At 66.3% G+C, this 13044-nt stretch carries 17 protein-coding genes and 1 other RNA gene; 13 read left to right on the top strand and 5 right to left on the bottom strand.

Annotated features, from left to right (window positions below):
• Positions 1 to 50 precede the first annotated feature (50 nt).
• The 8 genes from ACEF39_RS17015 (at position 51) to ACEF39_RS17050 (ending at position 4303) form a co-directional block, all read left to right on the top strand.
• A complete protein-coding gene (locus tag ACEF39_RS17015) occupies positions 51 to 272 on the top strand; it encodes a TIGR02449 family protein (protein ID WP_025874200.1) in 222 nt (73 codons plus the stop codon).
• A complete protein-coding gene (locus tag ACEF39_RS17020) occupies positions 269 to 565 on the top strand; it encodes a cell division protein ZapA (RefSeq protein ID WP_100553461.1) in 297 nt (98 codons plus the stop codon). The genes ACEF39_RS17015 and ACEF39_RS17020 overlap by 4 nt, the downstream gene beginning before the upstream one ends.
• A 97-nt stretch (positions 566 to 662) precedes the next feature.
• Positions 663 to 848, top strand: a non-coding RNA gene (gene ssrS / locus ACEF39_RS17025) — 6S RNA.
• Between the two features lie 83 nt (positions 849 to 931).
• Positions 932 to 1525, top strand: coding sequence for a 5-formyltetrahydrofolate cyclo-ligase (locus ACEF39_RS17030; protein ID WP_500285906.1), 594 nt, complete (start codon positions 932 to 934; stop codon positions 1523 to 1525).
• Positions 1522 to 2001, top strand: coding sequence for an EVE domain-containing protein (locus ACEF39_RS17035; RefSeq protein ID WP_025874197.1), 480 nt, complete (start codon positions 1522 to 1524; stop codon positions 1999 to 2001). The genes ACEF39_RS17030 and ACEF39_RS17035 overlap by 4 nt, the downstream gene beginning before the upstream one ends.
• Positions 2002 to 2025: 24 nt before the next feature.
• On the top strand, positions 2026 to 2673 hold the full coding sequence (rpiA, locus tag ACEF39_RS17040; RefSeq protein WP_099820806.1) for a ribose-5-phosphate isomerase RpiA: 648 nt from the start codon (positions 2026 to 2028) through the stop codon (positions 2671 to 2673).
• 20 nt (positions 2674 to 2693) lie between these two features.
• Positions 2694 to 3140, top strand: coding sequence for a DUF192 domain-containing protein (locus ACEF39_RS17045; RefSeq protein ID WP_180165848.1), 447 nt, complete (start codon positions 2694 to 2696; stop codon positions 3138 to 3140).
• A gap of 317 nt (positions 3141 to 3457) precedes the next feature.
• On the top strand, positions 3458 to 4303 hold the full coding sequence (locus ACEF39_RS17050) for a SirB1 family protein (RefSeq protein ID WP_089236681.1): 846 nt from the start codon (positions 3458 to 3460) through the stop codon (positions 4301 to 4303).
• 66 nt (positions 4304 to 4369) lie between these two features.
• Here ACEF39_RS17050 and ACEF39_RS17055 read toward each other — a convergent pair whose 3' ends face one another.
• Positions 4370 to 4594 (bottom strand): rubredoxin, encoded by a 225-nt coding sequence (locus ACEF39_RS17055; protein WP_500285907.1) that lies wholly within the window; start codon positions 4592 to 4594, stop codon positions 4370 to 4372.
• Between the two features lie 34 nt (positions 4595 to 4628).
• On the opposite strand from ACEF39_RS17055, the gene thiE reads away from it, so the two are divergent.
• Both thiE and hemL read left to right on the top strand, forming a co-directional pair.
• The gene (thiE, locus tag ACEF39_RS17060; protein WP_500285908.1) at positions 4629 to 5264 is read left to right on the top strand and encodes a thiamine phosphate synthase; all 636 of its coding nucleotides are present in this window, start codon (positions 4629 to 4631) and stop codon (positions 5262 to 5264) included.
• A 15-nt stretch (positions 5265 to 5279) separates the two neighbouring features.
• Entirely contained in the window at positions 5280 to 6569 is a 1290-nt protein-coding gene (gene hemL / locus ACEF39_RS17065) for a glutamate-1-semialdehyde 2,1-aminomutase (RefSeq protein ID WP_500285909.1), read from the top strand.
• A 111-nt stretch (positions 6570 to 6680) separates the two neighbouring features.
• Here the strand turns inward: hemL and azu are convergent, their stop codons facing one another.
• Positions 6681 to 7130: an azurin gene (gene azu, locus ACEF39_RS17070; protein ID WP_500285910.1), complete on the bottom strand. Its 450-nt coding sequence runs from the start codon at positions 7128 to 7130 to the stop codon at positions 6681 to 6683.
• Between the two features lie 122 nt (positions 7131 to 7252).
• Between azu and ACEF39_RS17075 the strand changes: the two genes are divergently transcribed.
• Complete coding sequence (locus tag ACEF39_RS17075) at positions 7253 to 7855, top strand: HAD-IA family hydrolase (protein ID WP_500285911.1); 603 nt, start codon at positions 7253 to 7255, stop codon at positions 7853 to 7855.
• A gap of 86 nt (positions 7856 to 7941) precedes the next feature.
• Here the strand turns inward: ACEF39_RS17075 and ACEF39_RS17080 are convergent, their stop codons facing one another.
• Positions 7942 to 9168 (bottom strand): acetylornithine transaminase, encoded by a 1227-nt coding sequence (locus tag ACEF39_RS17080; RefSeq protein ID WP_089236686.1) that lies wholly within the window; start codon positions 9166 to 9168, stop codon positions 7942 to 7944.
• Between the two features lie 63 nt (positions 9169 to 9231).
• Here ACEF39_RS17080 and ACEF39_RS17085 point away from each other — a divergent pair, with 63 nt between their 5' ends.
• On the top strand, positions 9232 to 10104 hold the full coding sequence (locus tag ACEF39_RS17085; protein WP_500285912.1) for an ion transporter: 873 nt from the start codon (positions 9232 to 9234) through the stop codon (positions 10102 to 10104).
• A gap of 239 nt (positions 10105 to 10343) precedes the next feature.
• On the opposite strand, the gene ACEF39_RS17090 is transcribed toward ACEF39_RS17085, so the two are convergent.
• On the bottom strand, positions 10344 to 11336 hold the full coding sequence (locus ACEF39_RS17090) for a YiiG family protein (protein ID WP_500285913.1): 993 nt from the start codon (positions 11334 to 11336) through the stop codon (positions 10344 to 10346).
• 92 nt (positions 11337 to 11428) lie between these two features.
• Positions 11429 to 12247: an SDR family oxidoreductase gene (locus ACEF39_RS17095; RefSeq protein WP_500285914.1), complete on the bottom strand. Its 819-nt coding sequence runs from the start codon at positions 12245 to 12247 to the stop codon at positions 11429 to 11431.
• Positions 12248 to 12354: 107 nt separating this feature from the next.
• Between ACEF39_RS17095 and ACEF39_RS17100 the strand changes: the two genes are divergently transcribed.
• Entirely contained in the window at positions 12355 to 13038 is a 684-nt protein-coding gene (locus ACEF39_RS17100) for a hypothetical protein (protein ID WP_500285915.1), read from the top strand.
• Positions 13039 to 13044: the final 6 nt, after the last annotated feature.

The raw sequence follows: 13044 nt of genomic DNA on the forward strand, positions 1-13044 counted from the left end.
TGCTGCGACAGTGCTTGACCGCCCTGACCCGGCTTGCCTATCGTGCGGGCATGGAACCCGCCGATCCCCTTGCCCAGCTGCAGGCCTTCGCCGCCCGTGTGGAGGCGTTGCTGGACCGCAACCAGCGGCTGGCCGAGGAGAACCGCAGCCTGCGCCACCAGCAGGAACAGCTGGTGGCCGAGCGCTCGACGCTGCTGGCCAAGAACGAGCAGGCGCGTTCGCGGGTGGAAGCGATGATCACCCGGCTCAAATCCCTGGAGCAGCACACATGAGTGCCGAACCGGTCAGCGTCCGTATCCTTGATCGTGAATACACGGTCGGCGTCGGTGGCGATGAACGTGACAGCCTGATGGCGGCCGCCCGCCTGCTGGATGCGCGCATGCGCGAGATCCGTGGCAGCAACCGGATGGCCGCCGTCGACCGCATCGCGGTGCTGGCGGCACTCAACCTGGCGCACGAACTGCAGCAGCTGCGCGATGAGAACGCCCGCCAGGCGGTGGCCCTGCAGCAGACTCTGGCCGACCTGAACCGGCGTCTGGACCGGGCAATCGACAGCAGCACGTGAGAAAGGCGCGGAATGCGCCTTCTCTTTTCTGAATTGGCACGCACTGTTGCCGACGAACGGCCTATCCAGATCACCCGCGGTAGCTATAATGGCCACGCGTTCTCTGCGGTACTCGACGGCATGTGCAAACATTCGCCTTGTCCCTTAAGAACGACACCGGGAGCGCGACAGCGCCGGGAGTGCAGGTCCGCCTTGCAGCGGGAAGCCCGATGGTTCTCCAACGTTCCCACTTGAGCCCGCGGGTTCAAGGTCGTTTCGCATGCATCGACATTGCGGAGAATGCAATATTCCAGCAAGGGCGGCGTCTTCGGGCGTCGCCCTTGTTCTTTCCGGCACAATGGCGGCTGATCCTTGCCGCACGCTGCCATGACCGACCCGCGACAGGCCCTGCGCCACGACCTGCGGCAACGCCGCCGCGACCTTTCCGCTCCCGCCCGTATTGCCGCTGCCGAATCGCTGGCCGACGCGCTGCTGGCACTGCCGTTCGCCCCGCGCGAAGGCGCCGTGGCCGGCTACTGGGCGCTGGATGGCGAAATCGCCCTGCACCGCTGGCAGCTGCAACTGCCCGACACGCTGCGCTACTGCCTGCCTGTGCTGCACGGCGACGTGCTGCGCTTCGCGCCCTGGCGCCCCGGCCAACCGTTGACCAGCAACTGTTACGGCATCCCCGAACCGGACGTCGCCCTCGAGGACACGCTGGAACCGGCGCAGATGGCCCTGGTGGTGACGCCGCTGGTGGGCTTCGACGCACAGTGCCGGCGGCTGGGAATGGGAGGCGGCTGGTATGATCGCAGCTTCGCCTTCCGCCATGATCGGCCGGCGCCACCCTGGCTGGTCGGCGCGGCATTCTCGGTGCAGCAGGTCGAGTCCTTGCCGGTAGCGTCCTGGGACGTGCCGGTGGATGCGATCTGCACTGAAGCCGGCACCCTGCTCCCTTCCGCTGCCCCCGTGAACGCATGACCGCCCGCAAGCGCTACTGGCTGATGAAGTCCGAACCGGACGCCTTTTCCATCGATGACCTGGCCAAGGTCAAGGTTGAACCCTGGAACGGCGTGCGCAACTACCAGGCGCGCAATTTCATGCGCGACGGCATGCAGGTCGGCGACGGCATCCTGTTCTACCACTCCAATACCAAGGTGCCGGGCATCGTCGGGCTGGCCACGGTGGCCAGCGCGGCCTACCCGGATGACACCCAGTTCGATCCGAAATCCGACTACCACGACCCCAAGAGCACGCGCGAGAACCCGCGCTGGATGCTGGTGGACGTGGCCTTCGACCGCAAGCTGAAGCAGGTGATCGCGCTGGACGAGATCAAGCTGCATGCCGAGGAACTCGGCGAAGGCTTCCCGCTGGTTGCCAAGGGCAACCGCCTGTCGGTGTTCCCGGTGACCGCCGCGCAGTGGAAACTGCTGCTGTCGCTGGAAAAGAAATCCTGATTCCCTGCCTGAGAGCTCTCCGCAATGTCTGAAGCCAAGCGCCTGGCCGCCGAAAAGGCCATCGAGTACGTCGAAGACGGCATGATCGTCGGTGTCGGTACCGGTTCCACCGTCGCCTATTTCATCGATGCGCTGGCCCGCATCCAGCATCGCATCAAGGGTGCGGTGTCCAGTTCCGAACAGAGCACCGCGCGCCTGAAGCAGCATGGCATCGAGGTGATCGAACTGAACCACACCGGCACCCTGTCGCTGTACGTGGATGGCGCCGACGAGTGCGATGCCAACAAGTGCCTGATCAAGGGCGGCGGCGCTGCGCTGACCCGCGAGAAGATCATCGCCGAGGCCAGCGAGCGCTTTGTCTGCATCGTCGACCCGAGCAAGCAGGTGCCCGTGCTGGGCAGGTTCCCGCTGCCGGTGGAAGTGATCCCGATGGCACGCAGCCTGGTGGCCCGCCAGATCCGCGACATGACCGGCGGCCAGCCGACCTGGCGCGAAGGCGTGGTGACCGACAACGGCAACCAGATCCTGGACATCCACAACCTGCAGATCACCGATCCGGAAAAGCTGGAGCGCGAGCTCAACCAGCTGCCGGGCGTGGTCTGTGTCGGCCTGTTCGCACGTCGCCGTGCCGATGTGGTGATCGTCGGCGGCGAGCCGCCGATCGTGCTCTGACCCTTCGAAGGACCCTGACGATGTCATTGCTGCGCTCACTGCTGATGCTCCCGCTGCTGGCCCTGACCGGCTGCGCCACCGATGCCGCCCGCCACTGGGTGGAACTGGGCGGCGCACGCTATGACGTTGAACTGGCCACCAACGATGAAACCCGTGCGCGTGGGTTGATGTTCCGCGACCAGATGGCCGAGGACCACGGCATGCTGTTCGTGCATGACCGCGAGGAAATGCAGGCGTACTGGATGAAGAACACCAAGATCGCGCTGGACATCCTGTACTTCGACAGCGAGCGGCGGCTGGTGAGCCAGCAGCGCGACGTGCCGCCGTGCTCGGCCGGCGACATGTGCCCGCCCTACCCCAGCGGCGGTCCGGCGCGCTTCGTGCTGGAGCTCAATGCCGGCCAAGCGGAGAAGCTCAAGCTGAAGGATGGTACCGAGCTGACCTTCGGCCCGGGCATCGAGAAGTAGGGGTCGGCCGGGCTGCGCCCGGCCCCCACCGAATCAACATCAAATGCAACATCTGGGCGACCGAGGGATGGCGGGGCGGTGTGGGCTTGCAGGACACGCCGTAAACCCATCCCTGGGGGCTCGTAGGCGCCATCCATGGCGCCTGCGGTCCTGCAAGCCCACACCGCCCCACCCCTGACAGTTTCCCGCTGCTGTTGGTGGGTGTCGACCTTGGTCGACACGGTAGATCCACGCCATGCGTGGATGGGAAATCGGTGGGATGAGAAATTCACGCCACACTGCTTGAAACCGCCCACGATTGCCACCAGTCTGTGGGCATGCAGGACCGGATCACACTCCCCGACTGGGATGCACTGGCAGCCTTCGACGACGAGGCGCTGCCACTGCTGCCGACCGCGCTGCTGATCGCGCGCGATGAATATCCCGATCTGCAGCCGTCGACCTACGATGCGCTGGTGCAGAGCCACGTCGAGCACCTGCGCGCCGAGGTGGACAGCATCGAGCACAGCCCGCTGAAGATGGCCGCCATCAACCGGCATCTGTTCGATGAGCTGGGTTACAGCGGCGACCACCAGGAGTACTACGACCCGCGCAACAGCTACCTCAACCAGGTGTTCGAGCGCCGTCTGGGCAATCCGATATCGCTGGCGCTGGTGCAGATGGAAGTGGCGCGACGGCTGGGCATTCCGCTGGACGGCGTGTCATTTCCCGGTCATTTCCTGGTGCGCCTGCCGGTCGACGATGGCGTGCTGGTGATGGACCCGTTCAACGGTGGCCGCCCGCTGGACGTGGACGAACTGCGCGAGCGCGCCAAGTCGCACCTGGGCGGGCAGATGCCCGACGACCAGGTACTCGCGCAGATCCTCGATCCTGCACCGAGCCGCGCGATCCTGATCCGCATGCTGCGCAATCTGCATGGCGTGTATGCCGAGGCCAGCGAGTGGGATCGTGCCGCGCGCAGTGCCGACCGCCTGCTCAAGCTCGCCCCCGAACAGGACGATGCGCTGCGTGACCGCGGCCTGGCCTATCTGCAGCTGGACTACCTGGCCGGGGCCCGCACCGACCTGGGCCTGTACCTGAAGCGCAACCCCGAGGCCAGCGACGCGCAATGGCTGCGCGAGAAACTGATCGACCTCGGCGGGCCCGCACCACGGCTGCATTGAGGTTTTCCGGTGTGCGGACCAACGGTCCGCTCCCACAGGAAGGTCCGCACCCACAGACAGGTCCGATCAATCGATCTCGACCATCTCGAAATCGTCCTTGGTCACGCCGCAATCCGGGCACGTCCAGGTCTCGGGGATGTCTTCCCAGCGAGTGCCCGGGGCGATGCCCTCTTCCGGCAGTCCATCCGCTTCGCGGTAAAGGAATCCGCAGACCACGCACATCCAGGTACGCAGGGTGGTGGGGGGGGCTTCGCTCATCGGATAATCAGGGCTGGATTCACGGGCCGCCATTGTCCCATCGCGGTCCACTCACCGGTAGCCATCGATGACTTCTGCTTCCCCGACGCCCCGTGGCGTCTACCTGATCACCCCGGATGAACCCGATACCGCCCGCCTGCTGGCACGCACCGCGCCGCTGCTGGCCGCCGGTGCCACCTGGCTGCAATACCGCAACAAGACCGCCAGCGATGCCCTGCGGCGGGAACAGGCTACGGCCCTGCTGGCCCTGTGCGCAGCCCATGATGTGCCGCTGATCGTCAACGACGACCCGATGCTTGCCCAGGCCATCGGCGCAGCCGGCGTGCACCTGGGCGGCACCGACGGCGACATCTCCGCCGCCCGCAGCCTGCTCGGCCCCGACGCCATCATCGGCGCCTCCTGCTACGACCAGCTGGCCAACGCCGAGCGCGCCGTGGCTGCCGGCGCCAGCTACGTGGCCTTCGGCGCGTTCTTCCCCACCACCACCAAGGTCACCAGCAGCCGTGCCCACACCGACCTGCTGCGGCAGAGCGCCGCACTGGGCGTGCCGCGGGTGGCGATTGGCGGCCTGAGCCCGGACAATGTCGGTCCCATCATCGATGCCGGCGCCGATCTGCTGGCCGTGGTCAGCGGCATCTACGCCGCACAGGACCCGGTCGCGACCCAGCGCGCCTACCTCGCCCGTTTCGATACGCCGCAGTAATACCCAGGAAACCCCATGAACCACGACCAGTCCCACGCCCTGTTCTCCCGCGCCCAGGAACTGCTGCCCGGCGGCGTCAACTCACCGGTGCGCGCGTTCAAGTCGGTCGGTGGCGAGCCCTTCTTCGTCGAGCGCGCCGACGGCGCCTACCTGTACGACGTCGACGGCAACCGCTACATCGACTACGTGGGTTCGTGGGGCCCGATGATCGTCGGCCACAACCACACCGCCGTGCGCCAGGCAGTGAAGAAGGCGATCGACAACGGCCTGTCCTTCGGCGCGCCGTGCGCAGCGGAAGTGACCATGGCCGAGACCATCACCCGGCTGGTGCCGTCGTGCGAGATGGTGCGCATGGTGAATTCCGGTACCGAAGCGACCCTGTCGGCGATCCGCCTGGCGCGCGGTGCCACCGGCCGCAACTGCATCGTCAAGTTCGAAGGCTGCTACCACGGTCACGGCGACTCGTTCCTGGTCAAGGCCGGCAGCGGCATGCTGACCCTGGGCGTGCCGACCTCGCCCGGCGTGCCGGCCGGTCTGAGCGAACTGACCCTGACCCTGCCCTACAACGACTTCGAGGCGGCCACCGCCCTGTTCGAGGCACGCGGCAGCGAAATCGCCGGCCTGATCATCGAACCGGTAGTGGGCAACGCCAACTGCATTCCGCCGCGCGAAGGCTACCTGCAGCACCTGCGCGAGCTGTGCACGCAGCATGGCGCCCTGCTGATCTTCGACGAAGTAATGACCGGTTTCCGCGTTGCCCTTGGCGGTGCGCAGGCGCACTACGGCATCAGCCCGGACCTGACCACCTTCGGCAAGATCATCGGTGGCGGCATGCCGGTGGGCGCCTACGGCGGCCGTCGCGAGCTGATGCAGCAGATCGCCCCCGCTGGCCCGATCTACCAGGCCGGTACGCTCAGCGGCAATCCGGTGGCGATGGCCGCCGGCCTGGCCATGCTGGAGCTGATCCAGCAACCGGGTTTCCACGACGATCTGAGCGCACGCGCTGCACGCCTGTGCGCGGGCCTGGAAGCTGCCGCCGCCGATGCCGGCGTGGCGGTGACCACCACCCAGGTGGGCGCGATGTTCGGGCTGTTCTTCACCGCAGAGAAGGTGGAGACCTACGCCCAGGCCACGGCCTGCGACATCCCGGCATTCAATCGTTTCTTCCACGCGATGCTGGACCAGGGCGTGTTCCTGGCACCGTCGGCGTACGAAGCCGGCTTCCTGTCCAGCGCTCATGATGATGCCGTGATCGAGGCCACGCTGGCAGCGGCGCGCGTGGCGTTCAAGGCGGCCAAGGGCTGAGATCGGGCCTGGTAGGTGCCGACCTTGGTCGGCACTTCCATCCACGCATGGCGTGGATCTACTGAGCTGCGTCCCTGGAGTAGAGCCACGCCATGCGTGGCTGCTGCGCACTCAACCGAAGACGAACTTGCCCTTCATCATCGCGAAATGGCCGGGGAACGAGCAGAAGAAGGTGTAATCGCCGCCCTTCTGCAGGCTCTTCGTGGAAAAACGCACGCGGGCGGTCTCGCCACCGCCGATCACCTTGGTGTGGGCCAGCACACGCTTGTCGGCCTTCGGCAGGTAGCTGTCGGCCAGGGTCATGCGCATGCCCGCCATCGCCACCGGCTGGTAGTCGGCACTGCGGGTCAACACCCAGTTATGCCCCATCGCAGTGGCGGCCAGCCTGCCGGTGTGGCGCAGGGTCAGGTCAACTTCGCTGCAATCGGCGGCCACCTTGATCTCGCGGCTGCTGAAACTCATCTGGTCGGTGCTGTCGATGCTCACCGCACACACGCGCGCCATCGCCGACGGCGTCAGCATCAACGCGCCCAGTCCCACCGCAACCATCCAAGCCTTCATCATCACGTCTCCTGCAGGTTCGATGGCCATTCTAGGCAGCGGCCTGCCCGCCCGGCTGCGACCGTGTGTCGCAGTGGTGGTCCAGGGTTTGCGCTGGGGTACGGCAATGGCATGCTCGACCGATGCGGATCGATCTTCTCCTGCTCGATGTCGACGGCGTGCTGGTGCACTACCAGCGCGCACAGCGCGTGCTGCATCTGGCGCAGGCACTGGACGTGCCGACCGCGCACGTGCACGCCGCACTATATGACAGCGGGATCGAAGCGGCACACGACAGCGGCACGCTGGATGGCGCACGCTATCTGGCCCGGCTTGGCGAACTGCTCGGCACAACGGTAACGCTGCCAATCTGGATCGCCGCACGGCAGGTGGCCAGCCACCCGCAACTGCCGGTATTGCAACGGCTGCAGGAACTGCAGGTGCCAATGGCGGTGCTGACCAACAACGGTGCCTTGATGACGCAGGCGCTGCCGACGCTGCTGCCGCAACTGTTTCCTGCATTGCAGGGACGCGTGTTCTGCAGCGCGGACTTCGGCCTGCGCAAACCCGTGCCGCAGGTATTCCTGCGCACACTCGCAGCCCTCGGCGTGGCACCGGGGCACACGCTGTTCGTCGATGACCTGTTCGCCAACGTGCGGGGTGCGCGCGCGGCGGGCCTGCACGCGGAAACCGTGCAGGACGGACGCGGACTGGGCAAGGTACTGAAGCGCTACGGGGTGCGGTAGCGCCGGGCCATGCCCGGCGAGCGCAGCGGCAGCAACGGGGTCAGAGCCCTCTCCGCAGGGGAGGCATCCGACCCCGGCGTCGGAACTCAGCGCGCTGCGACAAACGCAGCAATCGCCGCGCGCAGGCGCTTGAGGCCTTCGGCCACTTCTTCGTCGGTGATGTTCAGCGACGGCACGAAGCGCAGCACGTCCGGGCCCGCCTGCAGGGTCAACAGGCCCTGTTCGGCGGCGTGGTCGAGGATCGCCCCGGCCTGGCCAGCAAAGTCCTTGCTCAGCACCGCGCCCAGCATCAGGCCGCGACCGCGCACCTCGCTGAACACCTTGAACTCGTCATTGATGCGGGCGAAGCCATCACGCAGCGCCTTCGACTGGCGGCTGACATTGGCCGCGATCTCGGCCGAGGCCAGCTTGCGCAGCGCTACGCGGGCAACGGCCGCAGCCAGCGGATTGCCGCCGAAAGTGGTGCCGTGGGCACCGAACTGCATGGTCTCGGCCACCTTCGGGCCGGCCAGCATCGCGCCGATCGGGAAACCACCACCCAGCGCCTTGGCCAAGGTGACCATGTCCGGCACCACGTCATCCTGCCAGTGCGCGAACAAGGTACCGGTGCGGCCCATGCCGGCCTGGATCTCGTCCAGCACCAGCAGTGCGTTGTGCTGGTCGCACAGCTCGCGCACGCGCTTGAGGAAACCGGACTTGGCCGGCATCACCCCGCCCTCGCCCTGGATCGGCTCCAGCATCACCGCCGCCACGTCGCCGGCGGCCATTGCCGTTTCCAGCTGCACCTCATCGTTGAAATCGATGTAGCGGAAGCCACCCGGCAGCGGCTCGTAGCCTTCCTGGTACTTCGGCTGTGCGGTGGCGGTCACTGCGCCCATGGTGCGGCCATGGAAACTGCCACGGAAGGTGATGATCACGCGCTTGTCGGCCGGGCGGCCCTGGCTGGAGGCCCACTTGCGGACCATCTTGATCGCCACTTCATTGGCTTCGGCGCCGGAGTTGCACAGGAACACGCGCTCGGCGAAGCGACTGGCTTTCACCAGTTCCTCGGCCAGGTGCAGCGGCGGCGCACTGTAGAACACGTTGCTGGTGTGCCACAGCTTGCCGGCCTGCTCGACCAGGGCGGCGACCAGATCCGGATCGTTGTGGCCCAGACCACACACGGCGATACCCGCGGCCAGGTCGATGAACTCACGGCCCTGGCTGTCCCACACGCGGGCGCCCTGGCCTCGCTCCAGCACCACCTGGCGGGGCTTGTACACCGGCAGGTAGTAGTGCGACAGGGAGATCAGCGGATCGGTAGCGGCGGTCATGGCAGTCGGCAGGGTTCAGGAATGCCCATTCTCGCGCCGGAACCCGTGCGGCACAATGCACGCATGCGACCGTTTTCCGCCCCCCAGCTGAACCCCGCCACCGAGACCGGCTGGCGCCGCCGATGGTTCGACATCATCTATCGCCACGACAGCCGGCCGTCGCGCAATTTCGACCTGCTGCTGGTGTACGCGATCATCGCCAGCGTGCTGGTGGTGATGTTCGACAGCGTGCAGCGTTTCCATATCGCCCATGCCGACTGGCTGTACGTGCTGGAATGGGGCTTCACCATCCTGTTCACCGCCGAATACGTGCTGCGCCTGGCGGTAGTGAAGCGACCGCTGCGCTATGCCGTAAGCATCTGGGGCATCATCGACCTGGCCTCGATCCTGCCGACCTACCTGTCGCTGTTCATTCCCGGTGCGCAGAGCCTGCTGGTGGTGCGCGCACTGCGCATCCTGCGCGTGTTCCGCATCCTCAAGCTGACCCGCTACATCGAAGAAAGCGGCGTGCTGATGCAGTCGCTGTGGCGCAGCCGGCGCAAGATCCTGCTGTTCCTGTTCACGGTGGTCACCATCACGATCATTGCCGGCACCCTGATGTACGTGATCGAGGGCCCGAACCATGGCTTCACCAGCATCCCCAGCAGCATGTACTGGGCGGTGGTGACGATGGCCACGGTCGGCTTCGGGGACATCGTGCCGCAGACCGTGCTCGGCCGCTTCGTCACCTCGGTGCTGATCCTGATCGGTTACAGCATCATCGCCGTGCCCACCGGCATCTACACCGCCGAGCTGGCCAGCACCATGCGCGATGCCGAACTGGCCGCGCGCCGCGATGCACGTGGCTGTCCGCACTGTGGGCTGGAAGGCCACGAACAGGACGCGCGGCACTGCCGCAAGTGCGGCGGACCGTTGCCGGATACGTTCAGTCACTGACGATGATGCCGGCCAGCGGCCGGTACTACCAAATGCCTGCGGCAGTAGATCCACGCCATGCGTGGATGCAACGTGCTGCATCCACGCATGGGGTCAATCCACCGGCGCAATCCATGCCGTCGCTGGTGGTCAGCAGATCGTCGCAGGCCGCCACCATCCTCGACGGTACGCCTCAAGGTGCGCGGCCCCGGGGCGCCTCATCCAGCTCGTGCAGGCCTGGAAAGGCGCTGGCGTGCCGGTTACTGGCGGTTGCTCTGGAAAACGAGCGAGTTGTATTCCTGCATCAGCTTGCCGGCAGAACCACGCGGCGCCATCGAGGGCGAATCAAGCATGCGTCGTTCGAAGTCGGTGTAGGGCGTGTTGGCGCTGACGCGCTGCAGCCGCTCCTTGCCTTCACGGCGGAAGTTCTCGGCCTCGCGTTCGAAGCTGTTCCAGTCCAGCTTGCCCGGCTCCTGGTCGGCGACCTTGGCATGCGCTTCATCGGAAATGCGGTTGAAGGCATCCAGGCGTTCGCGCGCCTTGGCCTGGTCGAAGTCGTCCTCGGTCATCATGTCCATGATCGCTTTCGCTTCCAGCATCATCGCCAGGCGGTAGTACTCGCGTGTGCGTCCTTCAGCCTGCTCCAGCGTCTTGAGCTGTTCGCGCTGGGCAGCGTCGTTCTGGCGCTCCAGTTCGGCGTTGAACGTTTCACTGGCAACCACGAAATCCTTGAAGGCGGTCATCAACGGCGCGTGCAGCTGCTTGCCCTTGGCAAACCTGTCGTCTTCGTAGTCCTGACGCTCGTAGTAGTCGTGGGCTTCCTTGCTGATCGGCACCAGGGCCTTCAGCGCCTGCTGGTACTGACCTGCAGTGGCATCGAGATCGGCAAGCGCCGGCTTGGCAGCGATCGCTTCGGTCACGGGGGCGTCGCATTGCTTCATGTCGTAATCGCTGATCTCGAACGGCCCGTACACGTTCGTCTCGCGCCCGCTCGGGCCGGCATCCACGTCCTTGATCCAGCGCGTATAGGACTGGATGCTGCCGTGCGTTTTCGAATCAAGCGCGTTGAAGCAGCCGATGTAGGCGTTGAGCTTCGCGGTCAACTGCTGCTGGGCGTCGGCCGGCGCCGCGCTGGCCTCCGGCTTTGCGGAAGAACCCGCGCCGCCGCCGGCTGTGGGCGCCTTGTCGCCGCAGGCGGCCAGGATCAACGACAACGAAGCGGCCAGCGCCGCGATGGAAAGAGTACGTGACATGGGCTCACTTCCCTGTTGAAAACGATTACATGCGGGAATTCTAGCGCAGCAGGCCGAGGGCCGCAGCCATCGGCCTCTTTCCACCGGCGAGCTCAATCCAGGAACAGATCCGGCAGCAGCGGACGCGACGCATCCACCGCATACCCGGAAAGATCGGTCACGCCGGCCTCGGCCAGCACCTCGTCATCGATCAGGAAACGGCCATGGAAGCCTGCCGCCTCGCGCAGCAGCACCGCATGCGCGGCATCGGCCATGATCTGCGGCGTACGGCAGCCGCCGACGTCCACGCCGGGAATCATGTTGATCGCATCGGTAGCAATGACCGTGCGCGGCCACAACGCATTGACCGCCACACCTTGCGGGCCGAACTCGGCAGCCAGGCCGAGGGTGACGAAGCTCATGCCCATCTTCGCCAGCGTGTAGCCGGTGTGTGCGCCCCACCACTTGGGATCGAGGCTCGGCGGCGGCGCGAGGGTCAGGATATGTGGGTTCGGCGCCTGCAGCAGGTACGGCAGGCAGGCCTGCGCACACAGGAAGCTGCCGCGCGAATTGACCTGCTGCATCAGGTCGAAGCGCTTCATCGGCGTGTCCAGGGTGCCGCGCAACCAGATGGCGCTGGCGTTGTTGACCAGGATGTCGATGCCACCGAACGTGTCCACGGCGGCAGCAACGGCTGCCTGCACCTGGTCTTCTTCGCGGATGTCGCACTTCAGCGCCAGGCCCTGGCCACCCGCTGCGGTGACCGCCTCGGCGGCACTGTGGATGGTGCCCGGCAACTTGGGATTGGGCACCGACGACTTGGCAGCAATGGCGACGTTGGCGCCATCGCGCGCGGCGCGCAATGCGATCGCCAGGCCGATGCCACGCGAGGCACCGGTGATGAAAAGGGTTTTGCCCTGCAGACTGCCCACGTTCCACACTCCAGCGTATGCAATGAGCCGCTAGTATGCCGCGCCGACGCGGAGTTCACCGCACGTTGACGATACTGGTGCCCCGGTCACTGCACGAGGTCCATGCCATGCGCTGTTCCCGCCTGTTGTTGCCTGCCCTGGGCCTGGCCCTGCTCACCGCCTGCCAGGGCCGCTCGCCCGAACCCGGCAGCGCGCCGGCCAAGGATGACGCCGCCAGCGTCGACAAGGCCACCGGTGATGGCAAGCTGCGCTGGAGCGAGGCCGTTGTCTGGGATGGTGACCTCAACGCCTGCCGCCAGGGCGACAGCGCGGCGACCCGTGATTGCCTGCGCGATGCGATGCGCGCCGGCGGTGCCAGCGCGGACGCGGTCACCGCTGCCGAGCAGCTGTCCACCGGTGGCGAACTGGCCTACGTGACCGCTTGGCACGAACACGATGGCCTGGGCGTGGCCACCGTCGAATATCCGTTCCGCGCCAACACCAATGAAGGCACGCGCCTGGTCGATGCCGCGGGCAAGCGTATCGACGTGGATGCGGTGCAGCTGGACGACACGCTGCGCGCCGATCCCGGCGTGCAGGAGGCGCTCAAGGCGCATCCACAGGCCACGCCGTTCGCGCCGGCGCAGGCCGCGGGTACCGCAGCGCTGGACGGCGGTGGCATCCGCCTGCTGTACCGCACGCCGCTGCGCGACTGCCATGCGTGCCCGGATGTGGGCCAGCTGCAGATCGGCTATGACTTCGACGGCAAGCGCAACTTCATCGGCCAGCAGGTGGTACCGGTAACGCCGTAGTAGTTC

It is taken from the genome of Stenotrophomonas indicatrix (assembly GCA_041545745.1).
In the GTDB taxonomy this organism is placed as follows: Bacteria; Pseudomonadota; Gammaproteobacteria; order Xanthomonadales; family Xanthomonadaceae; genus Stenotrophomonas; species Stenotrophomonas indicatrix_A.